The sequence below is a fragment of the Thiemannella venezuelensis genome (assembly GCF_014203605.1).
Taxonomy (GTDB): domain Bacteria; phylum Actinomycetota; class Actinomycetes; order Streptosporangiales; family Streptosporangiaceae; genus Planomonospora_A; species Planomonospora_A venezuelensis.
In genome coordinates this window covers 208,194-234,019 of the sequence record NZ_JACHJJ010000010.1, presented here as the reverse complement: position 1 = coordinate 234,019, position 25,826 = coordinate 208,194, and the positions used below count along the sequence as shown (strand labels likewise).

Below are 25,826 nucleotides of genomic sequence, written 5' to 3'. Positions count from 1 at the left end.
GGGACTCTGTCAGCGCAGGAACCCGGCCAGTGTCTCCGCGAGCCACTCGGGATCGTCGAGCCAGGGGAAGTGCCCGCCGCCCGGCTGCACGGCCGGCTCGGCGTGCGGGAACAGGCCGGCGTACTCGGCGGCGCGCTTCGGTGGGAGCGCGACGTCGTACTCACCCGCGACGATCAGGACCGGCGCCCGCAGGCGGGCGAGGGCGGATCTGAGGGCCTCCGGGTCGAGGGCGCCGTCCGAGTAGTAGACCGCCGCCGCCTCCTCGTTCTTCCAGTCCGCCCCCCGGGCGGCGTGGGCCCTGGCGGCGGCGTCCCACCGGCCGTAGGTGAACGGCGTGATCGCCTCCCAGTCGGCGTCCGCGGCCCGGCCCGCCCAGATCCGCTCGAACGCGGCGAAGGCATCGGGGAACCAGGGCTCCCCCCGGCGCAGTTCGGCGAGCTCCCGGCGGTCCAGGTCGGTGATCTCCAGGCCGACCGCCCGCGGGCTGGGATTGATCAGGACGAGACGGCCGACGCGCTCGGGATGGCGGGCGGCGTACAGGAGGGCGAGCGCGGCGCCGGCCGAGTGCCCGGCCAGGTCGAGCCGGTCCAGCCCGAGGTGCAGGCGCAGCGCTTCGACGTCGGCGACCTGCCGGTCGCACCGGTAACTCGCCGGGTCCGCCGGGACGGCCGACTCCCCCGTGCCGCGCAGGTCCGGCAGGACCAGCGGATGACGCGCCGGAAACCCGCCCAGGTCGCCGAGGTAGGCCGAGGCCAGCATGGGGCCGCCGGGAAGGCAGACCAGCGGGTGGCCCTCACCGGTCCGGTGATACGCGAGCCGTGTACCGTCAGCGCCGCCGAAGGTCTCCATGGGAAGATCATATACACCGAGACCACCGAGAGATCATGCGCTCGGCCGGGCGGCACGCGATCAGCCGCGCCTCGGGGTGACGAGGCCGGACTCGTAGGCGAACACCACGAGCTGGGCGCGGTCACGGGCCCGCAGCTTGGTCATCGCCCTGCTGACGTGCGTCTTCGCGGTAGCCGGGCTGATCACCATGTGGGCGGCGATCTCGTCGTTGGACAGGCCTCGGGCCACCAGGGCGGTGACCTCGCGCTCCCGGTTGGTCAGCACGTCGAGCCCTTCGGGCGCGGACTCGGGGCGGCGGGCGACGTACTCGCCGATCAGGCGGCGGGTGATCGCCGGGGACAGCAGCGCGTCGCCGCGGGCCGCGACCCTGACGCCCTGCAGCAGGTCGGCGGGCTCGGTGTCCTTGAGCATGAAGCCGCAGGCGCCGGCGCGGAGCGCGTTGAAGACGTACTCGTCGAGGCCGTAGTTGGTGAGGATCACGACGTGGACGCCGCTCAGCCGCTCGTCGGCGGCGATCAGCCTGGTCGCCTCGATGCCGTCCATCACCGGCATCTGGATGTCGACGAGAGCGACGTCGGGCCGTTGCTCGCGGGCGAGCGCGACGCCCTGCTCGCCGTTCGCGGCCTCGGCCACCACCTCGATGTCGTCCTCGATCTCCAGCAGGGCCCGGAAGCCGCCGCGGATGAGCGCCTGGTCGTCCACGAGCAGCACGCGGATCACGATGGTTCTCCGAGGGGAAGCTCGGCGCGTACGGTGAACCCGCCCCCGGGGCGGGGTCCGGCCCGCAGCCGGCCGCCGAGCGCCGTGACGCGCTCGCGCATGCCGAGCAGGCCCGTGCCGGGTACGGGCGGCGCGTCCGGGTCGGCCCTGCCGTCGTCGTCGACCTGCACGACCAGTTCCCCGTCCGCGTAGTCGATCCGCACCGCCGCGGCCGCCCCGCCGGCGTGCCGGGAGACGTTGGTGAGCGCTTCCTGGACGATCCGGTACGCGGCCCGGTCGACCTCGGCCGGCAGTCCCCGCCGTGCACCGGAGATCGTCACCGTGGCCGGCAGCCCGGTCGAGCGGGCCCGCTCCACCAGGTCGCCGAGCCGGTCGAGGCCGCTGGCCGCGGCCTCGCCGTCGGAGTGGCCGGGCTCGCGCAGCACCTCCAGGGTGGCGCGCAGTTCGCGCATGGCGTCGCCGCTGGCCTCCTGGATGGCCAGCAGCGCGGAGGGGACGTCCTCGCCGCGCTTGCGTGCCAGGTGGACGGCCACCCCGGCCTGGACCTTGATGATCGAGATGCTGTGGGTGAGCGAGTCGTGCAGTTCCCTGGCGATGCGCAGCCGCTCCTCCCCCGCACGGCGCCGGGCCGTCTCCTCACGGGTGCGCTCGGCCTCGGCGGCCCGCTGCTCGGCCTCCTCCAGGTACGCCTGCCGGTGCCGGGTCACCGTCGCCGCCACGCCGGCCGCCACGAACCAGCCGACCAGCAGCGAGGTGTTCTGGAGAACCTGTACGGCCCCGCCGGCGCCGGGAAGGCCCGCCGCCAGGTCGGTACCGAGGAAGACCACGCCCGCCAGCGCCGCGGCCAGCCGGTGGCCGGCCCGGACCGCGGCGAACACCGACACCAGCACGGGGAAGGCGGCCGGTGGACCCGGCTGGATGTGCGCCGTGACCACGAGCATGCAGGCCGTGCTCACGAGCAGCGACACCAGAGGCGCCCGCCACCAGGCGACGAGCACGAGCGAGCCGGCGAGGACGGCGGCGACGTCCACCGCGCCCGCGCGCGGCGTGCCGAACACGATGGCCGACAGCAGGACGGCCATCACCGCGGCGAGCAGACCGTCCCGGGCGAGTAGCCGCCGGTCCATAGAACTCATCTGTGCAGATTACGATCTTTTCCGCCGGAGGGCGTCCGCAGCAGGTCGTAATAAATCACTACTCCCCACGATGTAGTAGGACCGATCCTGCTTCCCAGGTATCAGCCGGAGGAGTCTTCCTGGGCATGACGACCGTCGGCCAGGTCGAATACCACGATGTCCGGCATGCACACGATCCACGTCAAGAACGGTCTCCACCATGCGAGCCCGGGACTCACCCTCGCCGCGGTGGCCGTCGTGCAGTTCATGGTGTCGCTGGACCTGTCGGTCGTGAACGTCGGCCTCCCGCAGATCGCCGCCGGCCTCGGCTTCGGCGCGGTGGGCCTGACCTGGGTGATCCACGCCTACGCGCTCACTTTCGGCGGGCTGCTGCTCCTGGGAGGCAAGGCCGCCGACCGGTACGGCCGCAAGCCGGTCCTGCTGTTCGGGCTCGGCCTGTTCGGTCTCGCCTCGCTCGCCGGCGGGTTCGCCCAGGAACCCGGTCAGCTGGTCGCCGCCCGTGCCGCGCAGGGCATCGGAGCCGCCGCGCTGGCTCCGGCCGCGCTGGCGCTGCTGACCACGACGTTCCCCACGGGCAGACCGCGCGTGCGGGCCATCGGAGTCTGGAGCGCGACGAACGCCGCCGGAGGCGCCTTCGGGGTCCTGATCGGCGGACTGCTCACCGAGTACGCCGGCTGGCGCTGGGTGATGTTCGTGAGCGCGCCGATGGCCGCGTGCGCGCTGGCTCTGGCCTGGCGGGTCGCCTCCGGCCCGCCCCCGGTTCGCGGCGACCGCCCGGACGTCCTCGGCGCCGTCCTGGCCACCGCGGGCATGACCCTTCTGGTGTTCGGCGTCGTCCGCACCGACCAGTACGCGTGGACTTCGCCCGCCACCGTGACGACCCTGGCGGTCGCCGCCGCGCTGCTGGCCGCGTTCGTCCACGTCGAGCGGACCACCACCCGCGAACCGCTGATCCGGCTCGGCCTGTTCGCCAACCGCTCGGTCGCCGGCGCGAACGCCTACAACCTCCTGGTCGGGGCGGCCCTGGCCTCGGCCTTCTACTTCCTGTCCCTGTACCTGCAACGCGTGCTCGGGACCGGGCCGGCCCTGACCGGGATCGAGTTCCTGCCGCTCGCCCTCAGCGTGATCGCCGGCTCGGTGCTCGCCGTCAAGCTCGGCTACCGTCTCGCGCCGCGGACGCTCATGGTCGTCGGCGGGCTGCTGACCGCGGCCGGGTTCGCCTGGTCCGGCCTGATCAGCGCGGACGGCTCCTTCCTCGCCGACGTCCTGGGGCCCTCGATCGTCGCCGGCGCCGGTTTCGGGCTCTGCCTCGGACCGGTCGTCTCCACCGCCACCGCCGGCGTCGCGCCCCACGAGACCGGAACCGCCTCGGGCCTGCTCAGCAGTTCGCGCCAGATCGGCGCCTCGCTCGGTCTGGCCGTCCTCGGCACCGTGGCGCAGAACCGCACCGGCCGGACCGCCACACCCGAGACCCTCAACGACGGATACGCGCTCGGCCTGAGTCTCGGCGCCGTGCTCCTGGTGGCCGCCGTCCTCGTCGCCATCACCGTGCTGCGCCGTACCGGCCCGCCGGCACGGGGCTGACCGGCGACCCGCCCGTTTCAAGATCACTACAGGAAGGCCGTTCCGGCATGCCCGTGACCCCGATCGATCTCTTCACATCCTTCGTCCACCTTCACCGGAACGGCGAGATCCACGCCGGGCGAAGAGCGCCGGACCCCGGCCGGGACGGCTGGCGGCTGGCGGCCTTCCATGCGAAGACCGACGCCGACGTCCACGCCGACCACTGGGAGGTCCACCCCGAGGCCGAGACGGTCGTGTCCTGCCTCATCGGGATCATCCGCCTCTACCTCCGTCCGGAGCCGCCGGGGCGGGAGGAGGAAGAGATCAGGCTGGTGGCCGGAACCGCGGCCATCGTCCCGCGCGGGCGATGGCACCGCATCGAGCTGGACACCCCCAGCAACATCCTGGCCGTCACCCTGCCGCGTGGCAGCCGGCTGGAGAAGCGGACCGGAACGTGCATCGGCCGCGAAGAGGCGGGCGGGGGCGGCGAGCGATGACCACCACCGGACTCGCCGAGGCCGGAGTACGGTCCACCGCACCACCGGATGCCGATTCCACGGTGGGACCGAGCATGGCACGGCTGCTCCGCCCTTACGGATGGGGGTTCGCCGCCGTCGTGATCCTGCAGGTGATCGGCGCCGTCGCGGGTCTGGCGCCGCTGCTGGCGGTCGTCGAGCTGGGCCGAACCCTGCTGTCGCCCGGCCCGGTCGACCACGGTCACGTCTGGACGGTCGTGACCGCGGGTGCGGCCGGCCTGTTCGTCCGGCTGCTGTTCACGGCCGCGTCGTCCGGAATCGGGCATGTCCTCGACGGCCGGGTGCAACTGTCCTTCCGCCGCCGGCTGGCCGCGCACCTGGGGCGGGTGCCGATCGGCTGGTTCTCCCACCGCCGGACCGGCGAGCTGGCGAAGGTGGTCGGAGACGACGTGAGCGCCGTGCACCCGTTCATCGCCCACACCCCCGGTGAGCTCGTCTCCGCGTTCGTGGTGCCGCTGGTGTCGCTGATCTACCTGTTCGGCGTCGACTGGCGGCTCACGCTGGTCACGCTGATCCCGGTGGTGGCGGCGGTGGCGCTGGTCCCCCTGATGATGACCCCGTCCCGGCTGCGCGAGCAGAAGCAGTTCGACGCGGCCATGGGCCGGATCGCGAGCTCCGTCGTCGAGTTCGTGCAGGGCATCGCGGTGGTCAAGGCGTTCGGTGGATCCGGGCGCGCCCACCGCAGGTTCGTCACCGCCGTGGACGACTTCGTCGGCGTCTTCCTCCGGATGGTGCGCGGGATCGCCGGGATCGGCGCCGGGATGCAGGTGGCGCTGTCACCGCCGTTCGTGCTGCTGGTCGTGCTGACCGGCGGCGCGGCTCTGATCACGTCCGGCGGCCTGGCCCCGGCGGACCTGCTGCCCTTCCTGCTGCTCGGGCTGGGCCTGACCGCTCCGGTGGCGGCCCTGGGCCACGGCTTCGACGAGACGCAGGCCGCCCGGCGCGCGGTCGGCCGGATCAGGGACGTGCTCGGGGTGCCGCCGCTGCCGGAGCCCGCGCACCCGGTCGTGCCGCGGGGTCACCGGGTGGAACTGCGCGGCGTCCGTTTCGGCTACGAGCGGGTGGGGCGAGAGGAGTGCGAGCCCGCTCGCACTCCCGGGCCGATCGAGCTTGTCGACGAACGCCGCAGGCGCGAGGAGCACGAAGACGACCACGAGGTACTGCGGGGGATCGACCTGGTCCTCGAACCGGGGACGGTCACCGCGATCGTCGGGCCGTCGGGGAGCGGGAAGTCCACGCTGGCGCAGTTGCTGCCGCGGTTCTTCGACCCGACCCGCGGCTCGGTCGTGCTGGGCGGTGCCGACCTGCGCGAGATCGGCAGCCGGGAGCTCTACCGGACGGTCTCCTTCGTCTTCCAGGACGTCCGCCTGCTGCGCGCGTCGGTCGCGGACAACATCGCGCTGGCGGTGCCGCAGGCCGGCCGCGACGACGTGGTGCGCGCCGCCCGGCTGGCGAACATCCATGATCGGATTCTCGAGCTGCCGCGCGGATACGAGACGGTGATCGGTGAAGAGACCGGACTGTCCGGCGGCGAGGCGCAGCGGATCTCGCTCGCACGCGCGCTGCTGGCCGACGCACCCGTCCTGGTGCTCGACGAGGCGACCTCCTTCGCCGACCCGCAGACCGAGCAGGCGGTGCGCCGGGCCCTGACGACGCTGGGAGGCGATCGCACGGTCCTGGTCATCGCCCATCGTCCGGAGACCGTCGCCGACGCCGACGCCGTCGTGGTGCTGAAGGACGGCGCGATCGCCGAGTACGGCAGGCCCGCCGAACTGCTGGCACGGAACGGAGCGTTCGCCGCGTTCTGGCGGTCCCACCGGCCGGCGGCCGCCGACGAGACCGGAACCCCTGGCGGCGTACGACGAGAAGAGGAGTCCCGATGATCCGGATGCTGCTGCGCGTGCTCGGACACGAGTACGCCCGGCCGGTGCGCCGCACCGTGGCCCTGATGACGATGACCGCAGTGGCCGAGGGCCTGTCCTGCGCGCTGCTGGTGCCGGTGCTGCGGGCGCTGTTCGGGAGCACGCCCGCCGACGCCTGGCCCTGGCTGGTCGCGTTCGGCGCCGCGGTCGCCGTCTACGCGGTGCTGCGCTATCGCAGCGATCTGTCCGGTTTCCTCGTCGGGACCACGCTGCTGCGCGGCATGTACCACCGGCTCGGCGACCATCTGGCCCGGCTGCCCGTCGGCTGGTACGACGCACGCCGCGTCGGGGAGGTCTCGGTCCTGGCCGGGCAGGGCGTCCTGCAGGCGATGAGCGTGATCGCGCACCTGCTGGCGCCGTTCGTCTCCGCCTGCGTGACCCCCCTGACGATCGTCGCCGTGATGATCGCCTTCAACTGGCAGCTGGGCCTGGCCGCGCTGGCCGCCGCCCCGGTCGTGGCGGCGATCCAGATCTGGGCGGGACGCTCGACGGCCGCCGCCGACGCGGAGCGCCACGACCGCGACAGGGAAGCCGCCGGGCGGGTCGTCGAATACCTCCAGGCCCAGCCGATGCTGCGCGTCGGCGGCCGGACCGCCGAACGCTTCCGGCTGCTGGACGACTCGCTGCGCGGCCTCCAGCGCGCGTACCGCCGTACGCTGCTGTCGGCACTGCCCGGTGTGGTGGGCCTGACGCTCACGGTGCAGGCGGTGTTCACCGTGCTACTGGTCCTGGGCGCCCACCTCGCGCTCGGCGGGAGCGCCGGCGCGGCGGAGGTCCTGTCGATCCTGGTGCTGGCCGCCCGCTGCGCCGATCCGCTGCTGGTGCTCTCGGACATCGCGGGCAAGATCCGCGGCGCCCGTTCCGAGCTGGCCGGACTCGACGCGGTGCTGCGCACCGAGCCGCTACCGGAAGCCCCCGAACCGGTCCGGCCTGTGGGCCGTGGCCTGGAGTTCGAGTCCGTCGTCTTCCGGCACGGCCGCCGCACCGTGATCGACGGCCTGTCGTTGTCGGTGCCGGAGGGAGAGCGGCTCGCCGTCGTCGGGCCGTCGGGGGCGGGCAAGAGCACCCTGCTGCAGTTGATCGCGCGGTTCTACGACGTGGACGCGGGCGTGGTGCGCGTGGGAGGTGCGGACGTGCGTGCCATCGGCACCGAGGTGCTGATGGAGCAGATCGCCATCGTCTTCCAGGAGGTCTATCTCTTCGACGGCACGATCGAGGAGAACGTGCGTCTCGGCCGTCCCGACGCCGGTGAGGCCGAGGTGCGGGCGGCGGCGGCCGCGGCGCGGCTGGACGAGGTGATCGAGCGGCTGCCCGGCGGGTGGGCGGCGAATGTCGGCGAGGGCGGCGCCCTGCTGTCGGGCGGTGAGCGCCAGCGGGTCTCGATCGCGCGGGCGCTGCTGAAGAACGCGCCCATCGTGCTGCTGGACGAGGTGACCTCCGCCCTGGACCCGGTGAACGAGGCGGCCGTCCACGAGGGCATCGAGCGCCTGATGGCGGGCCGGACGGTGGTGATGGTCGCGCATCGCATGCGCACCGTCCGGCGCGCCGATCGCATCGTCTTCCTGGACGGCGGCCGGATCGTGGAGGAGGGCGGCCACGACGAGCTGCTGCGCCGCGGCGGCCGCTACGCCGATTTCTGGAACGTCTCCATGGCACCGGCGGCGAGCGAATGAGCCGGCATGTCGTCTGATCCTCTGCCGCGGGACCGTCCCGCCTCCTCGGCGGACGCCGGCGCGGCCCGCTCCGCCCCTCCGGGCGCCGCCAGGCGGTGCCTCCGGTCAGCGGACCTTGCGGAAGAACGCCCGGACGTCGTCGACCAGCAGGTCGGGGGCCTCCATGGCGGCGAAGTGACCGCCCCGGTCGAACTCCGACCAGTGGATCACATTGTGCTCGCGTTCGGCGACACGCCGGACTCCGCCGTCGCCGGGGAAGACCGCGACTCCGTGCGGGACCTCCGAGCGCTCGACCGGCATCCCCCACTGCGCCGAGCTCTCCTTGTAGAGCCGGGCGGACGAGGCGGCGGTGCGGGTCAGCCAGTAGATCGTCACGTCGGTGAGCATCTGGTCGCGATCGACCGCGTCTTCGGGCAGGTCGTGCGCGGGGTCGGTCCACTCCTTGAACTTCTCCGCGATCCAGGCCAGCTGGGCGGCGGGAGAGTCGTGCAGGCCGAAGGCGACGGTCTGCGGCCGGGTGGCCTGGATGACCGCGTAGCCGGATCGGTCGTCGTCGGCGTAGAGCCGCATGCGGGCCTGCTCGGTCTCGGTGAGGCCCTCCGTCTCGGCCGGGTCGAAGGACGGGAAGCCGAGCGCGCCGTTGACGTGCACGCCGATCACCCGGTCGGGGGCGACGCGGCCGAGCTCTGGGGAGACGACCGAGCCGGTGTCGCCGCCCTGGGCGCCGTAACGCTCGTAGCCGAGGCGGCTCATCAGCTCGGCCCACGCGCGGGCGACCCGGTGCAGGTCCCAGCCGGTCTCGCGGGTGGGCCCGGAGAAAGCGAAGCCGGGGATGGACGGGGCGACGACATGGAAGGCGTCGGCGGGATCGCCGCCGTGGGCGCGGGGGTCGGTGAGCGGGCCGACGACCTTCATGAACTCGGCGACCGAGCCGGGCCAGCCGTGGGTGAGGACCAGCGGCAGCGCGTCCGGCTCGGGGGACCGCACGTGCAGGAAGTGGATGTTCTGGCCGTCGATCTCGGTGGTGAACTGCGGGTACTCGTTGAGCGCCGCCTCGTGCTTGCGCCAGTCGTATCCGCTGCGCCAGTACTCGGCCAGTTCCCGGACGTACGAGACCGGGATGCCGTACGACCAGCCGACGCCGGGCAGCTCGTCGGGCCAGAGGGTGCGGGCCAGCCGGTCGTGCAGGTCGTCGAGGGCGGCCTGCGGGATGTCGATGCGGAACGGGCTGATCTCCGTGGTGAACGTCATGCAGAACACGCTAGGGATGGGCTAGGACAGGGACGGTCCTAGGGATAGGGCAATCTGGAGAGCATGCTGGAGACCTCGGCCCGTCTGCTCAGACTGCTCTCACTGCTGCAGACCCACCGTGACTGGTCGGGGGCGGAGCTGGCGGAGCGGCTCGGCGTGACCGCGCGGACCGTCCGCCGCGACGTCGGGCGGCTGCGCGAGCTCGGCTACCCCGTGCACGCCACCGCGGGCGCGCCCGGCTACCGGCTCGGCGCGGGCACGGACCTGCCTCCGCTCCTGCTGGACGACGACGAGGCGGTGGCGGTCGCGGTGGGGCTGCGGACGGCGGCCGGGGGCTCGGTGTCGGGGATCGAGGAGACCTCCGTGCGGGCGCTGGCCAAGCTGGAGCGGGTGCTGCCGTCCCGGCTCCGGCATCGCGTGCACGCGCTGCAGTCGATGACCGTGCCGATGGGGCGGGCGGGTTCGGCGGTGGACCCGGCGTCCCTGACCGCGATCGCCACCGCCTGCCGCGACCGTGAGACCCTGCGGTTCGACTACCGGGCGCACGACGGGCAGGAGAGCGTCCGCGCCGCCGAGCCGTACCGGCTCGTCCACTCGGGGCGGCACTGGTACCTGCTGGGCTGGGACACCGGCCGGGCCGGCTGGCGCACCTACCGGGTCGACCGCCTGGACCTGCGGACGCCGAACGGGCCGCGGTTCGTCCCCCGCGACCCGCCCGACTCCGACCTGGTGGCCTACATGTCCCGGTCGATCTCCGGCGCGCCCTACCGGTACCGGGGCCGCTTCACGATGCACGCCCCGGCCGAGGTCGTCGCCGAGCACATGCCGCCCACGGCGGGGACGATCGAGCCGATCGACGAGCGGTCCTGCACGCTGTCCACCGGCGCGAACGACCTCGACGAGCTCGCCGTCTGGGTCGCGCTGACGGGCATCGCCTTCGAAGTGCACGAGCCGCCCGAGCTCGTCGACCGCATCCGCGCCCTCGCCACCCGTCTCGCCACCGCCGCACCCGCCCGGCCCGAGTCCCGGTCATGAGTGGTATCGGCGACCGCGTCTGTCGACGAACAGGGACTCGACGAGATCAGCCAGCGGCATGTCCGATGTCCGGCGACGAACAACCCGGTGAAGGATCGGCCGCTCATCCGACCAGGTCCAGGGGGAGCCGCCCTGCGCCGCGCCGTCGCGGCTCCTCACCTGCATCATCCCCGACCTTGGCTCGTTCGATGGCATCGGTGATCGTATCGGAGTTCCGCCGATGCCGGGCGGACTCGGCGATTCACATGTTCACCGGTCGCCCCGTCCCCTTCACCGGTCACCTGAGCGCAGCAGTCGGTCAGAGGTGTTCCGGCGCTACCGGACCGTGCGGTGGGCGCGGAACCAGGGAGCGGCGAAGCCGACGAGGTCGCGCTGGCTCATCAGCAGGGCGGTCGCGGCGCCGATCGCGCCCTGCCGTACTCCGCCGGTCCCGGCGAACGCCGCGCCCGCCGCGGCGAAGTCGGCGTCGTCGACGGCGGGCTCGGTGAAGCGGACCCAGCGGCGCTCCCCGCCGATGAGCAGGGGCGCGCCGTTGGGGACCCGCTCCCGGGGCAGGCCGGTGCGGGCCTCCGCCAGGTGGAGCGAGGTGTTCTTCTCGTGCCCGACGCCGAGCAGCAGCACCCGGCCGTCGAGGTCGTGGACCGCCGACAGGGGCGAGCCCTCGCCCACCGGGTCGTCGAGATCGTGCCGGGCCGTGACGGCCGCGGCGTGCCGTCCCCACGCGGCGAACGAGCGGTGCGGGTGGCCGCTGCGCCGGGCGCCGGGCATGGTGCGCAGCGCCTCGGCGACCGCGCCCATCGAGCGGGACGGCGTCCAGGCCGGGTCGTAGGGGGGCGTGGCCGAGCGGATCGTCTCCCACCACGCCTCGGGCACGGCCGGATCGGCGAGGTAGGCCGGGTCGCACAGCTGCCACGACTGGGCGGGCACGACCAGGGTCCCGCCCTCCCCCACGGCCTCGCGCAGGGCGAGCACGACGGCCCCGGCGCCGCCGGCGACGTGGCCGAGCCGGGAGAGCGAGCAGTGCACGAGCAGGACGTCGCCCTCCGCCACGCCGAGCGAGCGCAGCCCGGTCACCAGGTCGCCGATCGTCGACAGGCCCATGATCCCCTCCCGGTCGCGCCGGTCTTCAACGGGTCCGTGCCCTCCCGGGCTCCGGGCGGCGGTGCGTCCACGGCCCTACCCCAGACGCCAGACATGGAAGGCGGGGCCGTCGGCGGGCAGGGTGAGGACGCCTTCGGCGTCCGGGGCCAGGTCGGCTTCGCCGTACAGGGCGGTGGCGGCGGAGCCGAGCGGGAGCCGTACGGGCGGGTGGGCGGCGCGGGCGGCGAGGACGAGGAGGCGCTCGCCCGCGCGCTCGCGCAGGTAGGCCACGGCGTCGTCGGAGACGTGCAGCCAGCGCAGGCCGCCCCCGGTCAGGGCGGGCTCCCCGCGGCGCAGGGCGATCAGGTCGCGGTAGGCGCCGAGCGTGCGGGTGTCCCACGCCTGCGGGTGCTCCCACGGCATCGTACGGCGGGCGTCCTCGCCCCAGGAGCCCTCCAGGCCCAGCTCGTCGCCGGCGAACACCATGGGCGTGCCGGGCAGCGTGAACATCAGCCCGGCGGCGACCTCGACCAGGGCGGGGTCGCCGCAGACGGTGCGGATCCTGGCGGTGTCGTGGGAGCCGAGGATGGACCAGGAGTGCGTCAGCGCGCGCCACGACATGTGGCCGGAGAAGGCCCGCATGGTCGCCACCGCGTCGCCGCCGCCGATCCTGGGCACCTCGGCCGGGACGCCGAGGAACGGCAGCCGGACCTCGGGGCCGCGCAGCCAGCTCCACACCGGCCGGGTGAACCCGGCGTAGTTCATGGTGCCCTGCCAGCCGTCGGCGTCGAGGTCGCCGGTGGCGTCGTGGGCGTGCTCGGCGACCAGCAGCCCGTCCGGCCTCTCCGCGGCGACCGCCCGGCGGATCCTGCGGGCCACCTCGCGGGTCAGGTCGGAGCCGCGCAGGCGGCCCGTCATGTTGGCCACGTCGATGCGCCAGCCGTCCAGGCCGAAGCGGAGCCAGTGCCGGACCACCTCCTCCATGGCGGCGGCCAGCCGCTCGCTGGACCAGTCGAGCTTGGGCAGGGACGGCACGCCCATCCACGCCTCGTAGCCGAGGTCGCCGTCGGTGAAGAAGAACATCTCCCGCTCGGGGGCGTCCTTGTCCTTCAGCGCGGCCCGGAACCAGGGGTGGATGTCGCCGCAGTGGTTGGTGGTGAGGTCGCCCAGGACGCGCATGCCGCGCCGGTGGGCGTCGTCGATCAGCGCGCGGTAGGCGGCGTCGCCGCCGAGCAGGGGGTCGGCCTCGGCGAAGGAGCTCGCGTTGTAGCGGTGGTTGGAGGCGGCGGGGAAGACAGGCGTGAGGTAGAGGGTGTCGGCCCCGAGGCCGGCGACGTGTCCGAGCCGGGAGCGGATTCCGTCCAGGTCGCCGCCGAACAGCTGCCGGGGGGTGGACGGGCCGGTGCCGGCGACCGGGTCGTCCCAGTCGCACGGGATCGCCCACTCCGGCGTCTCCCGGCGGGCGCCGGAGGAGGCGAACCGGTCGGGGAAGATCTGGTAGACCGTGCTCGCGGCGGCCCAGGCGGGCGGAGCGGCGTGGGTGACCAGCCTGAAGTCGGTCGCGTCGGGCACGTCATGGGCGACCAGGCCGCTCGCGGTGAGCCAGCGGTAGCCGGGCGGGTTCCCGGCGCCTCCCGCGGAGCCGGAGCCGGAACCGGAACCGGAACCGGTGAGCAGGAAGCGGTAGCGGGTGACGGGGTTGCGGGCCACCACGTCGGCCCGCCACCAGAGCTCGTGCTCGGTCTCCCGGTCGACCACCGCCTCGGTGAAGTGCGGCTCGCCGTCGGGCGTGGTGCGGACGTACACGCCCGAGCGGTGCTCGCGCGGGGTGCGGACGAACACCGTCACCGTCTCGCCCGGTTCGGGGGCGAGGGTGCTGACGTGGTCGGCCGAGCCGTCGTGGTGGAATCCCCGATCGATCATGATCAACCTTTCACTGCGCCCGCGGTGAGCCCGTGGACGATGTATCTCTGCAGGAACTGGAAGACGGCGACGGTCGGAACCGCGGTGAGCAGGGTGCCCACGGCGAACATGCCGAAGTTGGCGTTGCGCTGGTCGGCCAGGAGGCTGAACAGGCCGACCGCGAGGGTGCGGGAGTCGTCGCCGGTGAGGAAGACGCTGGCGACGAGGAACTCGTTGATCGTCGCGATGAAGACGAGCAGTGCGCTGATCGCCAGGACGGGCGCGGACAGCGGCAGGACCACCCGGCGGAACGCCTGGCCGGGGGTGCAGCCGTCGATGAGCATGGCGTCGTCGAGCTCCTTGGGGATGGTGTCGAAGAAGCCCTTGATCAGCCAGGTGTTCACGCCGACCTGTCCGCCGACGTAGAGCAGGGTGACGCCCCAGACGCTGTTGAGGCCGAAGGCCGGCCAGTTGTCGCTGATCACGCTGAAGATGACGTACAGCGGGACGATCGCCAGGAACTGCGGGAACGCCTGGATGACCAGGAGCGCCACCAGCCCGATCCGGCGTCCGGCGAAGCGGAAGCGGCTGAAGGCGTAGGCGGAGACCGCCGAGACCGCCACCGACGCGGCGGCGGTGAGCCCGGCGATCAGGACGGAGTTGGCGTACCACGTCAGGAAGGGCGTGGTCGTCAGCAGGTCGGCGGCGTTGCCCAGGTCGGCGCCGCCGGGCAGCAGGGTCGCCGAGCTGAGGGTGCCGAGCGGGTTGAGCGCGGCGGAGACCACGAACAGGATGGGGAAGAGGGCGAAGGCGGTGACGGCGACCGCCGCCGCGTGCCGCAGGACGAGCCCGCCCGCGCGCCCGCCCCCGGCGGCTCCGGGACGACGGTTCAACGGTCCACCTCCTGGAAGACCCGGGTGCGCCGGAAGCTGACGATGGAGATGACGGCGACGATCAGGTAGACGTAGACGGACATCGCCGAGGCCAGGCCGTACTGGGCGCCCTGCTGCCCGAAGGCCAGCCGGAAGGTGTAGGTGATGAGCAGGTCCGTGGCGCCCACGGTGGGATTGTCCGCCGGAAACGGACCGCCCGCGGTGACCAGGAAGACGCCGTTGAAGTTGTTGAAGTTGAAGGCGAACGAGGAGACCATCAGCGGGGACAGGGCCAGCATCAGCAGCGGGAGCGTGACCTTCCGGAAGCGCTGCCAGGCGGTCGCCCCGTCCACCTGGGCCGCCTCCAGATACTCCGCCGGGATCGTCTGGAGCGCCCCGGTGGCGATCAGGAACATGTAGGGGAAGCCCAGCCAGAGCTGGACCAGCAGGACCGACAGGCGGGCGGTGAACGGCTCGCCGAGCCAGTCGACGTCCAGCCCGAAAACCCTGTTGACCAGGCCGAAGTCGGTGTTGAACATGTCCCGCCAGACCAGCAGCATCGCGAAGGCGGGCATCGCGTACGGCAGCACGATCAGTGTCCGGTAGGCCCGTACGGCGCGCATCCGGGGATGGTGCAGCGCCAGCGCGACCGCGATCCCGAGGGCGGCGGTGAGCGCCACCACCGCGGTGGCGTAGACCAGGTTCCAGCCGAAGACGCCGAGGAAGTGGGCGTTGATCCGCGGGTCGGTGAGGGCGGCGGCGAGGTTGGCCAGGCCGACGTCGACCTTCCAGCCCTGGGGCAGCGCGGTGCCGTCGGCGGCCACGAACCGGCCCTGCTCCTCGTCGGCCCGCCAGGCCTTCTCCGGGCCGGAGCCGGAGCCGGAGCCGGTGACGCAGTCGCATCCCGCGTCGTAGGTCAGCTCCGCCCTGCCCTGGTAGGCGCGCGACAGGCCCTGGCTGCGGATGGCGCCGCCCTCGACCGGCACGGCCAGCTCGGTGATCTCCGCGCTGCGTGCGGACGCCTGGGCGGAGGTGAGCACCGTGTACCCGTCGGCGGCGGTGATCCGCCCGCCGGGACCGAGCGTGGCGCCCTCCAGCGGGCGCAGGCCCTCGGCGGTGCCCGCGTAGGCGCGTCCTCCGGCGGCCAGCAGGAAGGCCAGCCCTCCGTCGCGCTCGGCCACGGTGAGCCGGTACTCCGCCGAACCGGGCTCCCGCCGGACCGAGGAGGTCTCGATCGCGGTGATCGCCTCCTGCTTGCTGCCGAGGTGGCCGTCGCCGATGTTGGTCAGCGCCAGCGACATCGTGTGGACCACGGGGAAGACCTGGAAGGCCAGGACCAGGAGCGTGGTGGGGAGCAGGTACTTGGCGGGCATCCGCCGCGGGGTGAGGTAGACGTAGAGGCCGGCGGCGGTGACGGCCGCGACGATCGCCGTCCCGGTCCAGTTCCCCGCCGACGCGAGCGGGGCGACGGCCCAGAGCGCGACGGCGACGATCAGTCCCAGCGCGAGGAACCGCGCCGCGACCGCGCCCGCGCCCCCCGGCCAGCCTCCGGGCGGCACGGCCAGCGCCCGGGGCCGGTCCGGTACGGCCCGCGGCCGGCGGTCCCGCGCGGGCGGCCCGCCCGGGGAGCCTTCGGGGCTGGTGCGCGGGGCGGTCCCCTCCTGCCGCGGCGCGCCGGTGTCCCCCCGCCGGGGAAGGCCGCGGCCCTCCCCGGTCCGGGTCTGCCGGGTGCTCACTGCTCGAGCTGCTCGGCGATGGCCTTGGCGGCGGCGTCGACCGCGGCGGGCACCGGCTCGCCCTTCACCGCGGCGTGGATGAGGGTGTTGAACGGCACCCAGATGGCGACCATCTGCGGGATCGCGGGCAGCGGCGTGCCGTTCTCGGCGGCGGCCTGGAACTTGGCGACGTCGGGGTCCTTGGCGGCGGCGTACTCCAGCGCCTTCTTCAGCGCGGGCATGCGGGGCTCGGCGTCGAACAGCGCCTGCGCGACCTCGGCCGAGGCCAGGCTGCCGGTGACGAACTCCTGGGCGAGCGCCTTGTTCCTGCCCTTGCTCGCCACGAAGAAGGACTGCACGCCCACGAACGGCCGGGCGGGGCCGGCGTCCTTGAAGCCGGGCACCGGCGTGACGTCGTACTTCACGCCCGCCTTGCGGACGTCGGCCAGCCGCCAGGGCCCGGCGACCATGAACGCGGTCTTGCCCTCGTTGAAGGCCGCCGCGGCGTTGTCGGAGGTGAAGGAGCGCTTGAGCGCCCCCTCGCCCTTCTCGCCGAGCGCGGCGATGCGCTCGAACGCGGCGACCGACTCCTTGGTGCCGACGCCCAGGTCGGCCGGGTCGGGGTCGCCCTGCGGGGTGGTGCCGAACAGGTGCGCCCCGCCGGAGGTGTAGAGCGGGTAGAGGTGGTAGGTGTCGCCGGACTGGCCGTTCTGCTGGCTGACCGGGTAGCCGACGATCTCCTCGACCTTCCCGGCCTTCTTGAGCTTCTTGCCGGTGTCGACCAGTTCGTCGAAGGTGGCGGGCGCGTCCGGGGCCAGCTCGGTGTTGCGGAACAGGGCGAGGTTCTCCACCGCGTACGGCACGCCGTACACCTGGCCGTCGTAGGTGACGGCCCTGCGGGCCACGTCCGCGTAGCCCGCGAGTTGCTCCTCGGTCATCGGGACGGGGTCGATGAGCCCGTTCTGGACGAGGTTGCCGATCCAGTCGTGGGCGCCGACGAGCACGTCGGGGCCCTCGCCTGCCTGGGAGGCGGTGGTGAAGGTCTGCTGCTGGTTCTGGGCCACGACGACGATCTCGGCCTTGATCCCGTTCTCCTCGGCGAACGCCTCGGCGAAGGGCTTGAGGGTGTCCGAGCGCTTCTGGTCGGCCCAGATGAGCAGGGTGGTGCCGTCCGCGGCGGCCGGGGCCGCGGAGGCCTGCGGCGAGGCCGGGCCTCCCCCGCCGCAGGCGGTGAGGACGAGGCAGAGGGCGAGGGTCCCGGTGAGGGCGGGGGTGGGTCTGCGCACGGTCGGACTCCAGGTGGGAGGGTGTTTTCAGGGGGGCGCACCGCGATGTGCGCCGAAGTTAACAGGGGGTTCACCCGCCCTGGAATGCCTTGCAGGAAATTGCTGCAAAATTTCAGGATCTCTTGCGCCGTTCCAGCGGGCTGATCCACAATCGGCCCCCATGGCGGCACGACTCGACGAGATCGCCCGGCAGGCCGGGCTCAGCAAGGCGACGGTCTCCCGGGTGCTCAACGAGCGCCCGGGGGTGAGCCCGAGGGCCAGGAGCGCCGTGCTCACCGCGATGGGCGTGCTCGGCTACGAGCCGCCCAGCGGGCTGAGGCCGCGCAGCTCCGGACTGGTCGGGCTGATCACCGCCGAGCTGCAGAACCCGGTCTTCCCCTTCTTCGCCCAGGTGATCGAGACGGCCCTGGCCCGGCACGGCTACACGGCCGTGCTGTGCACGCAGACCCCGGAGGGCGCGGGCGAGGACGAGTACGTCGGGATGCTGCTGGACCGCGCCGTCTCCGGGATCGTGTTCGTCTCCGGCCTGCACGCCGACACCACGATCGACGTCTCCCGCTACGAGGACCTGCGCCGGCAGCGGCTGCCCATCGTGTTCGTCAACGGCGACGTGCCGGGCCTCGGCGTCACCTGCGTCTCCTGCGACGACGTCGCGGCGGGCCGTACGGCGGCGCTGCACCTGATCGGGCTGGGCCACCGGCGCATCGGGTTCGTCGGCGGCCCGCTGCGCTACTCGACCTCCCGGCGCCGCCTGGCCGGGTTCCGCGGCGCGCTGCGGGAGCTGGGCTGCGGGGACGGGGAGGAACTGGTGGAGCTGGCCCCCTTCGACGTCGAGGGCGGGCAGATGGCCGCGTCCCTGCTGGTGGAGCGGGGCGCGACCGGGCTGGTGTGCGGGAGCGACCTGATGGCGCTGGGCGCGGTGCGCGCGGTGCGGCGGTACGGCCTGCGGGTGCCGGAGGACGTCTCGGTCGTGGGGGCCGACGACTCGCCGCTGATGCCGTTCACCGACCCGCCGCTCTCCACGGTCCGCCAGCCGGTCCAGGCCATGGGCGTGGCGGCCGTCCGCGCGCTGCTCGACGAGATCAAGGGCCGCCCGGCCAAGGCCGCCGAGTACCTCTTCGAGCCCGAGCTCGTGGTGCGCGGCTCGACCCGGGCCCTGTGGGCCTCTTCCGGCGGGGAGGGGGCGGCGGGCCCCGCGGGTGACCCCAACCGCATGCCAGGGAGAAGTGTTGTGTCCTCTAAAGATACCTAGATCGCGATTATCGACCTAATTTCCGGTTATGACACTGCTCGACAACCTGTCATTCCAACGGGGAAGGAACCATGACGAACTTCGATCAGATCCGGGGCAAGGCCAAGGAAGCCACCGGCAAGGTGACCGGCAACGAGGAAATGACCGGCCGCGGCCAGGCCGACCAGGCCAAGGGCAAGGCCAAGCAGGCCGCGAAGAAGGTCAAGGACCGGGCCAGGGAGTCGGGCGAGAACGCGCGGGACACCTTCACCCCGTAGCCGGAGCGCTCCGGATCGCCGGCGCCGCGGACGGATCACCCGTCCGCGGCGTCTCGCGTGCCGGCCCCCGCATGCCGGCCCGCATTCCTGCCCGCATGCCGACTCCCGCATCAGGCTCCCGCATCAGGCTCCCCGCGGGCCCTCCCGTCCGGGCCCGCCGGCCTTCCGGAAAGTTAAGCCGGGCGACTCTGGGCGTTCAGCTCAGGCACCCCTTACCGGTCACCCCCGTGGCTAGCGTGCTTAACACCCCAGCTCAGGGGTGCTGCCGTAGGTAAGAGGAGTCACCTTGCGAGTCCTGGCCGTCATCCCCGCCCGTGGAGGCTCGGCGGGCGTCCCGCTGAAGAACCTGGCCCCCGTGGGCGGAACTCCCCTCGTCGCCCGCGCGGTGAAGGCCTGCCTCCGCGCCGAGCTGATCGACGAGGTCGTGGTCAGCACCGACCACCCGGAGATCGCCGAGACCGCCCGCACCGCCGGGGCCGCCGTCATCGACCGGCCCGGAGAGCTGAGCGGCGCGACGGCCTCCAGCGAGTCGGCCGTGCTGCACGTGCTCGACCACCTGTCCGACGCCCCCGACGTGGTCCTGCTCGTCCAGTGCACCAGCGCCTTCATCGACCCGGCCGACCTGGACGCGGCGATCGTGAAGGTCCTCGACGGCGGCGCCGACGTGGTCTTCTCCGGGATGGAGACGCACGAGTTCCTGTGGGACGCCGCGGGTACGGGCGTCAACCACGACCCGTCCTTCCGGCCTCGCCGCCAGGACCGGGAGCCGCACTACCGCGAGACCGGCGCGTTCTACGCGATGCGCGCGGAGGGCCTGCGCGAGCACGGCCACCGCTTCTTCGGCGCGGTCGCCGTGCAGCCGGTGCCGTCGCGGCACGCCGTCGAGGTGGACACCCCGGAGGACCTGGAGATCGTCCGGGCGCTGGCGCCGTTCGTCGACCTGCCCGAGCCGATCGACGTGGACGCGGTGATCACCGACTTCGACGGGGTGCACACCGACGACCGCGCCTACGTCGACCAGGACGGCCGCGAGATGGTCGCGGTCAGCCGGTCCGACGGCATGGGCGTCTCGCTGCTGCGCCGGTCCGGCGTCAAGATCATGATCATGTCCACCGAGCACAACCCGGTGGTCGCGGCCCGCGCCCGCAAGCTCGGCGTCCCGGTCCTGCAGGGCCTGACCGACAAGCGGACGGTGCTGCGCGACTGGCTGGCCATCGAGAACCTCGACCCGGCGCGGGTCGCCTACGTCGGCAACGACGTCAACGACCTCGGCCCGATGAACGACGTCGGCTGGCCGGTCGCCGTCCCCGACGCCCACCCCAGGGTCCGCGCCGCCGCCCGGGTCGTGCTCTCCCGGCCGGGAGGGGCGGGAGCCGTACGGGAGCTGTGCGACCGCGTCCTGGCGGCCCGGCCGGAGCAGCCCGCCGCGATCCCGGAGACCCCCGCGCCCCGCGCCGAGCTGCGGCTCGCCCCGGTCGCCCCTCCCGTCCGGATCGGCGACGCGCTGGTCGGCGCGGGTGAGCCGGTCTACGTGATCGCCGAGATCGGCATCAACCACAACGGCGACCTGGACATCGCGCGACGGCTGATCGACGTGGCCGCCGAGGCCGGCTGCCAGGCGGTCAAGTTCCAGAAGCGCACGCCGGAGATCTGCGTCCCGCTGGAGCAGCGCGACCAGATCCGGCAGACGCCGTGGGGCGAGATGACCTACATGGAGTACAAGATCCGCACCGAGTTCGGCGTGGACGAGTACACCCAGATCGCCAAGTACGCCGCCGAGCGCGGGATGCACTGGTTCGCCTCCCCGTGGGACGTGCCGTCGGTGGAGTTCCTGGAGGCCATGGACGTCGTCACGCACAAGGTCGCCTCGGCGAGCGTGACCGACCTGGAGCTGCTGCGCGCGCTCGCCGCGACCGGCAAGCCGATCATCCTGTCCACCGGCATGTCCACCCTGGAGGAGATCGACCGGGCGGTGGAGATCCTCGGCACCTCCAAGCTGGTGCTGATGCACGCCACCTCCACCTACCCGCTCCCTCCGGAGGAGGCCAACCTCCGGGCGATCGTCACCCTCCAGGAGCGGTACGGCGTGCCGGTCGGCTACTCCGGCCACGAGCGCGGCCTGCAGATCTCCCTGGCCGCCGTCACGCTCGGCGCGGTGACCGTGGAGCGGCACATCACCCTGGACCGCACCATGTGGGGCTCCGACCACGCCGCCTCGCTGGAGCCGTCGGGGCTGGAGCACCTGGTCCGCGACATCCGCATCATCGAGACCGCGCTCGGCGACGGCGTCAAGCGGGTCTTCCCCGGCGAGGAGGCCCCCAAGTCCCGCCTGCGCCGCGTCACGGTCTGACCCCCGGGGAGGCCGGTGGGGGCGGTCCTCGCCCCCACCGGTCCGGCTTCCCGGGCAGGGGTTTCCCGGCAAGGGTTTCCCGGCCGGGCCGGGAGCGGTCCCGGTCCTGCCCGGCTCCGCTCCCGGCCCGTTCAGCCTTTGACCGTCAGCAGCGGGCGCAGTTCGGCGACGGGCTCGGCGACCCCCGCCCGGCGGAGGCTGGAGACCACGGGGCCGATGTCCTTGTAGACCCACGGCGCCTCCTGCTTGAGGTCGCGGCGCCAGGCGGCCATCACGTCGGACCTGCGGGCGACGGCCGGATCCCGGTGGTCGAGCGGGGTGACCACCCGGAACTCCCGCAGGAAGGCGTCCAGCTCCGCGTCGCTCGCGCGGGCCGCCGCGCCCCGCCGTACCCGGCGCCCGGCGCCGTGGCAGGCGCTGGCCAGCGTACGGGGATCGCCGCAGCCGCGCAGCACGTAGCTGGCCGCCCCCATCGAGCCGGGGACGATGACGGGCTCGCCCCACATCTCGTACGGCCCGCCGGCGACCTCGGCGTACCCGCCCGCGGGCGTCGCGCCCTTGCGGTGGACCACCTGCCCGTCCGGCTCCCGCCAGAGCAGGTTGTGCGGGGCGTCGTAGACGAGGTCGGCGGCGAACTCCCCGCACTCGGCCGCGAGGGCCGCGCGGAGCATCAGGGCGAGGAAGAACCGGTTGCCCACCGCGAAGTTCGCCGCGCCGCCGAGCGCGTCGAGATAGCGGCGGCACGCCGGCTCGGACCGCTCGTCCAGCGCCAGGGGGACGATGCCGTTGCCGGGCAGGGGGACGCCGCGTGGCCACGCGGCCCTGGCCTGGTCCCTGCCGGTCGCGCCCGCCTGGTGTCCCAGCGCCAGGGAGCCGCTGTGCACCATCAGCACCACCCGGCCCGGGGTGAGCCCCCAGGCGTAGGCGGCCCGCCGGTCGTGCACCGCGGAGACGTACTGCAGTTCGGCGAAGTGGTTCCCGCCTCCGACGCTGCCGATGATGCTGTCGTAGCTGGTGCCGCCCGCGCTGTCGATCCAGTCCCGGAAGGCTCCGGCCGTCGTGACCGGGTGGCGCGGGCCGTGGATCCGCCCGGGCCGGCCGTCGCCGGGCCGCGCCTGCGACCACACGCCCTCCGCGGACGCCTGCGGGACGCCGGTGTCCAGCAGCCCCGGCAGCCCGTCGCGCAGCAGCGCCTCCCGCTGCCGGCCGGACAGCGCGATGCGCCTGCCGCCCTCGAAGAACAGATGGCGCAGGCGGGGTTCCAGTGCGTCCAGCCGGGGGCGTACCTCGTCGGCGGTCAGCGACGTCGCCTCCAGCCGCATGCCGCAGTTGACGTCGTTGCCGACCGCCTGGGGGACCAGTGCCCCACGCGTCTGCAGAACGGTGCCGATCGGGATGCCGGCGCCTTTGTGGAAGTCGGGGGTGAGCACGACCCGGCTGATCGCCGCGTCCCCGCACCCGGCCGCCGAGCCCAGCCGCTCCAGGGTGTCGGCGGTCTCGAGGACGGTGAGGATCTCGTCGACCGCGCCGGATTCGATCGGAACGTCTGCGCCGGCGCAGACGTCCACGGGAATGCCCCACCGGTTGGGCAGGTGGAGCCAGTCGTCGTCGGTGCGGACCAGCCGCGGGTCCTGCCGGGGCACGGCGGCGCCGCGCCGGGGTGATGTCACGATGGTGCCTCTTCGGTATGGCTGCTGGTGGAGAACCGGATCCGGCGCGGGAAAGGACGTCGCGCCGTCGCGCGCCGCCGGTGGCGGCGTCATGCCGGGGCATGCGGGATCACGCCGGTGCCGTGACCGGCGGCGGGCCCCGGGGTTCAGCAGCCGCGAGGTGGCACTGACGCTAGCCGCCCGCCTCCGATGCCTTCAACCGGTTTTCCGGCGGGACGGGAGCGACGGGTGCGCCCGCCGAAGTGTTCACCGCCGCGTCCCCGCGCGTTCAGCCCGGGCACTCCGGCGGTCGCTACGGTTCAGGCGACCGCGTCCGTGCCGGAGCCCGAGGGAAGACCTTGATCAAGCTGTCGGTCGTCGTCCCGGTGCGGGACGCCGAGCTCTACATCTCCGACGCGCTGACCTCGCTGATCGGGAACGCGCACCGGGACTTCGAGTTCATCGTCGTGGACGACGGATCGGCGGACCGGACCGGGCAGGTCATCGAGGACTTCCGCGACGACCTGCCCGGTCTCGTCGTGCTGCGCAACGAGACCCCGGTGGGGCTGGCCGACGCCCGCAACCTCGGGCTCTCGCTGGCCTCCGGCCGCTACGTGACCTTCATGGACGGCGACGACTGGCTCGCGCCCGGCTACCTCGCCGACCTCGTCGGCGCGATCGAACGGCTCGGCTGCGACTTCGTCCGGGTGGACCACGTGCAGGCGGAGGGGCGCAGGCGGGTGGTCCACCGGGCTCCGCTGGCCGTACGGGAGACGGTGGTCAAGCCGCGCGACCACATCCTGCCCGCCCGGTCCAAGACCATGGTCGACTACCCCTACGCCTGGGCCGGGATCTACCGCCGCGACCTGGGCGAGCTGCTGACCTTCCCCGGGCACCTGCACACCGCCGAGGACCGGCCGTGGATCTGGCGGCTGCACCGGGAGGCGGGCTCGTTCGCGGTGGTCTCCCTGGCCGGGCTCTTCTACCGGCGGATGGTGTCCGGCTCGCTGACCCAGGTCGGCGACGAGCGCCAGCTGCACTTCTTCGACGCCTTCGAGCTGGTCTTCGACGACCTTCCCGAGGAGTTCGCGGCCAAGGCGGTCCGCCAGTTCTGCGCGCTGCTCGCCCACCACCTGGAGCTGGGCGACCGCTTCTCCCCCGAGCTGCGCACCCGCTTCGAGCAGCGGGGCGCGGACGCGCTGCGGCGGCTCCCGCCGGACCTGCTGGCCGCCACGAGCCTGGACCCGGAGCGCGACGATGTCCTGCGCGGACTGCTGGAGGCGCGGTGACCCGCCCCTCCCCGGCCCGGACGGCCGTCGCGCCCCGGGCCGCACGACCGCGGCCTCCACGACCGGAGACCGCGGACCCGGCGCCGCCGAGCGGAGGAACCCGATGACGCAGCTGTTCTACGCCTCGACCCTGTTCGGCGCGATGACGCTGGCCGCCGCGATCGACGAGGGCGCGTTCGGGCCGGGCGGGGGCCGCAGGATCCTGCTGGTCTCCAACAACGCGGCCGTCCCGGAGATCACCCCGTCCCTGGACGAGGCTCCCGGCTTCACCGCGCTGCGCCCGCGCTTCGACGAGGTGTGGTCGTGGAACGAGATCGTGGCCCCGCTGCACCCGTCGGACTGGCGGGCCCGGATCATCGAGGTGCCGATGACGGGCCGCCTGCTCCGCTCCCACCTGTCCCTGGGCGACGGCCCGGACGAGCTCATCGTGGAGTCCGTCGCGGTCCCCCCGGCGCGGACCATCGCCGGGCTGGTCAGGGACTGCCCGGTCACGGTCTACTCCGACGGCCTGATGGGCTACGGCCCGACCCGCGACCCGCTGCCCGGCGAGATCGCCGGCCGGATCACCCGGCTGCTCCACCTGGACCTGGTGCCGGGCCTGTCCCCGCTGCTGCTGTCGGAGTACGGCGTGCCCGCGCGGACCGTCGGGGACGAGGCGTTCCTGCGGATCCTCACCGAGGTCTCCGCCGCGTCGGAGGGCGGAGCGGCACGGGGCGACGGCCCGGACACGGTGAGCGGCGGGACGGTGAGCGGCGGGACGGTGAGCGGCGGGACGGACGGCGGTGCGCCCGAAGGCGGCCTGGCGATGATCCTCGGGCAGTACCTGTCGGCGCTCGGCATCGTCACCCCCGCCGAGGAGGCCGCTCTGCACGCGGACATGCTGCGCGGGCTGGCGGCGCGAGGCTTCGGTTCCGTACTGTTCAAGCCGCACCCGGCCGCCGGGCGGCGGCACGCCCGCGAGCTGCGCCGGACCGCCGGCGAGCTGGGCGTACGGCTGACCGTGGCGGGCGAGACCGTCCCGGCCGAGTCGTGCTTCGCGGCGCTCCGGCCGGAGCTGGTGGTGGGCTGCTTCTCCACCGCGCTGGTCACCGCCCGGCGGTACTTCGGCCTGCCGGTGGCGGCCTTCGGCGGGGAACTGGTGCTGGAGCGGCTGGCGCCGTACGAGAACAGCAACCGCGTGCCCGTCACGATCACCGACGCGCTGCTCCCCCGGCTGGGGACGGACGGCTCCCTGGAGGAGCCGCCGGTCGTCGACCTGCCGGGACTGGTCCGCGCGGTCGGTCACTGCATGCAGAGCGAGGCCTACCCGGACCTGCGCGAGGAGGCGACGGCCTACCTGGACGCCTGCGGTCCGGACCGCTACTTCAAGCGCCAGCGCCTGGCCGCCCTGGACCTGCTGCCCGGCTCCCCCTCCCCCGGCCCCGCCGTCCCGGCGCCCGGCACGTTCGGCAGGCTCCGCCGCCGCCTGACCAGGGCGCTGTCCTGACCG

20 protein-coding genes are annotated in these 25,826 nt (G+C 73.5%); 10 read left to right on the top strand and 10 right to left on the bottom strand.

All coding sequences use genetic code 11. From position 1 onward, the window contains the following. Positions 1 to 9: 9 nt before the first annotated feature. The 3 genes from FHS22_RS17290 to FHS22_RS17280 are packed head-to-tail and all read right to left on the bottom strand — an operon-like array spanning position 10 to position 2,705. Entirely contained in the window at positions 10 to 849 is an 840-nt protein-coding gene (locus tag FHS22_RS17290) for an alpha/beta fold hydrolase (protein ID WP_184942866.1), read from the bottom strand. Between the two features lie 60 nt (positions 850 to 909). Next, a complete protein-coding gene (locus FHS22_RS17285; protein ID WP_184942864.1) occupies positions 910 to 1,569 on the bottom strand; it encodes a response regulator in 660 nt (219 codons plus the stop codon). Further along, on the bottom strand, positions 1,566 to 2,705 hold the full coding sequence (locus tag FHS22_RS17280; protein ID WP_184942862.1) for a sensor histidine kinase: 1,140 nt from the start codon (positions 2,703 to 2,705) through the stop codon (positions 1,566 to 1,568). Before FHS22_RS17280 ends, FHS22_RS17285 begins: the two co-directional genes overlap by 4 nt. Before the next feature lie 165 nt (positions 2,706 to 2,870). On the opposite strand from FHS22_RS17280, the gene FHS22_RS17275 reads away from it, so the two are divergent. The 4 genes from FHS22_RS17275 to FHS22_RS17260 all read left to right on the top strand — a co-directional run bounded on the left by FHS22_RS17275 (position 2,871) and on the right by FHS22_RS17260 (position 8,399). Then, on the top strand, positions 2,871 to 4,289 hold the full coding sequence (locus FHS22_RS17275; RefSeq protein WP_184942860.1) for an MFS transporter: 1,419 nt from the start codon (positions 2,871 to 2,873) through the stop codon (positions 4,287 to 4,289). A gap of 47 nt (positions 4,290 to 4,336) precedes the next feature. Next, complete coding sequence (locus FHS22_RS17270; protein ID WP_184942859.1) at positions 4,337 to 4,765, top strand: cupin; 429 nt, start codon at positions 4,337 to 4,339, stop codon at positions 4,763 to 4,765. A gap of 74 nt (positions 4,766 to 4,839) precedes the next feature. Continuing rightward, positions 4,840 to 6,687: an ABC transporter ATP-binding protein gene (locus tag FHS22_RS17265; protein ID WP_260408004.1), complete on the top strand. Its 1,848-nt coding sequence runs from the start codon at positions 4,840 to 4,842 to the stop codon at positions 6,685 to 6,687. Next, positions 6,684 to 8,399, top strand: a complete 1,716-nt coding sequence (locus FHS22_RS17260; RefSeq protein WP_184942855.1) for an ABC transporter ATP-binding protein — start codon at positions 6,684 to 6,686, stop codon at positions 8,397 to 8,399. The genes FHS22_RS17265 and FHS22_RS17260 overlap by 4 nt, the downstream gene beginning before the upstream one ends. A gap of 105 nt (positions 8,400 to 8,504) precedes the next feature. On the opposite strand, the gene FHS22_RS17255 is transcribed toward FHS22_RS17260, so the two are convergent. Further along, positions 8,505 to 9,650: an epoxide hydrolase family protein gene (locus FHS22_RS17255; RefSeq protein ID WP_184942852.1), complete on the bottom strand. Its 1,146-nt coding sequence runs from the start codon at positions 9,648 to 9,650 to the stop codon at positions 8,505 to 8,507. Between the two features lie 63 nt (positions 9,651 to 9,713). Between FHS22_RS17255 and FHS22_RS17250 the strand changes: the two genes are divergently transcribed. Then, positions 9,714 to 10,685 carry a helix-turn-helix transcriptional regulator gene (locus FHS22_RS17250; protein ID WP_184942851.1) on the top strand — a complete coding sequence of 324 codons (972 nt, stop codon included), beginning with the start codon at positions 9,714 to 9,716 and terminating at the stop codon, positions 10,683 to 10,685. Positions 10,686 to 11,000: 315 nt separating this feature from the next. Here the strand turns inward: FHS22_RS17250 and FHS22_RS17245 are convergent, their stop codons facing one another. The 5 genes from FHS22_RS17245 to FHS22_RS17225 form a co-directional block, all read right to left on the bottom strand. Continuing rightward, positions 11,001 to 11,786, bottom strand: coding sequence for an AAC(3) family N-acetyltransferase (locus FHS22_RS17245; protein ID WP_184942849.1), 786 nt, complete (start codon positions 11,784 to 11,786; stop codon positions 11,001 to 11,003). Between the two features lie 75 nt (positions 11,787 to 11,861). After that, entirely contained in the window at positions 11,862 to 13,688 is a 1,827-nt protein-coding gene (locus tag FHS22_RS17240) for an alpha-amylase family glycosyl hydrolase (protein ID WP_184942847.1), read from the bottom strand. Between the two features lie 2 nt (positions 13,689 to 13,690). Further along, positions 13,691 to 14,560, bottom strand: a complete 870-nt coding sequence (locus FHS22_RS17235) for a sugar ABC transporter permease (RefSeq protein WP_184942845.1) — start codon at positions 14,558 to 14,560, stop codon at positions 13,691 to 13,693. Beyond that, on the bottom strand, positions 14,557 to 16,098 hold the full coding sequence (locus tag FHS22_RS17230; RefSeq protein WP_377296320.1) for an ABC transporter permease subunit: 1,542 nt from the start codon (positions 16,096 to 16,098) through the stop codon (positions 14,557 to 14,559). The genes FHS22_RS17235 and FHS22_RS17230 overlap by 4 nt, the downstream gene beginning before the upstream one ends. Before the next feature lie 173 nt (positions 16,099 to 16,271). Then, complete coding sequence (locus tag FHS22_RS17225) at positions 16,272 to 17,540, bottom strand: sugar ABC transporter substrate-binding protein (RefSeq protein ID WP_184942843.1); 1,269 nt, start codon at positions 17,538 to 17,540, stop codon at positions 16,272 to 16,274. Positions 17,541 to 17,700: 160 nt separating this feature from the next. On the opposite strand from FHS22_RS17225, the gene FHS22_RS17220 reads away from it, so the two are divergent. From FHS22_RS17220 to FHS22_RS17210, 3 genes are all read left to right on the top strand, one after another. Beyond that, complete coding sequence (locus FHS22_RS17220) at positions 17,701 to 18,792, top strand: LacI family DNA-binding transcriptional regulator (protein ID WP_184942841.1); 1,092 nt, start codon at positions 17,701 to 17,703, stop codon at positions 18,790 to 18,792. Between the two features lie 71 nt (positions 18,793 to 18,863). Next, positions 18,864 to 19,049: a CsbD family protein gene (locus FHS22_RS17215; RefSeq protein ID WP_184942839.1), complete on the top strand. Its 186-nt coding sequence runs from the start codon at positions 18,864 to 18,866 to the stop codon at positions 19,047 to 19,049. 286 nt (positions 19,050 to 19,335) lie between these two features. After that, a complete protein-coding gene (locus tag FHS22_RS17210) occupies positions 19,336 to 21,399 on the top strand; it encodes an N-acetylneuraminate synthase family protein (protein WP_184942837.1) in 2,064 nt (687 codons plus the stop codon). A 131-nt stretch (positions 21,400 to 21,530) separates the two neighbouring features. Here the strand turns inward: FHS22_RS17210 and FHS22_RS17205 are convergent, their stop codons facing one another. Next, positions 21,531 to 23,069 (bottom strand): RtcB family protein, encoded by a 1,539-nt coding sequence (locus FHS22_RS17205; protein WP_184942836.1) that lies wholly within the window; start codon positions 23,067 to 23,069, stop codon positions 21,531 to 21,533. A 338-nt stretch (positions 23,070 to 23,407) separates the two neighbouring features. On the opposite strand from FHS22_RS17205, the gene FHS22_RS17200 reads away from it, so the two are divergent. Then, entirely contained in the window at positions 23,408 to 24,337 is a 930-nt protein-coding gene (locus FHS22_RS17200; RefSeq protein WP_184942834.1) for a glycosyltransferase family 2 protein, read from the top strand. Positions 24,338 to 24,440: 103 nt separating this feature from the next. Further along, the gene (locus tag FHS22_RS17195) at positions 24,441 to 25,823 is read left to right on the top strand and encodes a polysialyltransferase family glycosyltransferase (protein WP_184942833.1); all 1,383 of its coding nucleotides are present in this window, start codon (positions 24,441 to 24,443) and stop codon (positions 25,821 to 25,823) included. Positions 25,824 to 25,826 lie beyond the last annotated feature (3 nt).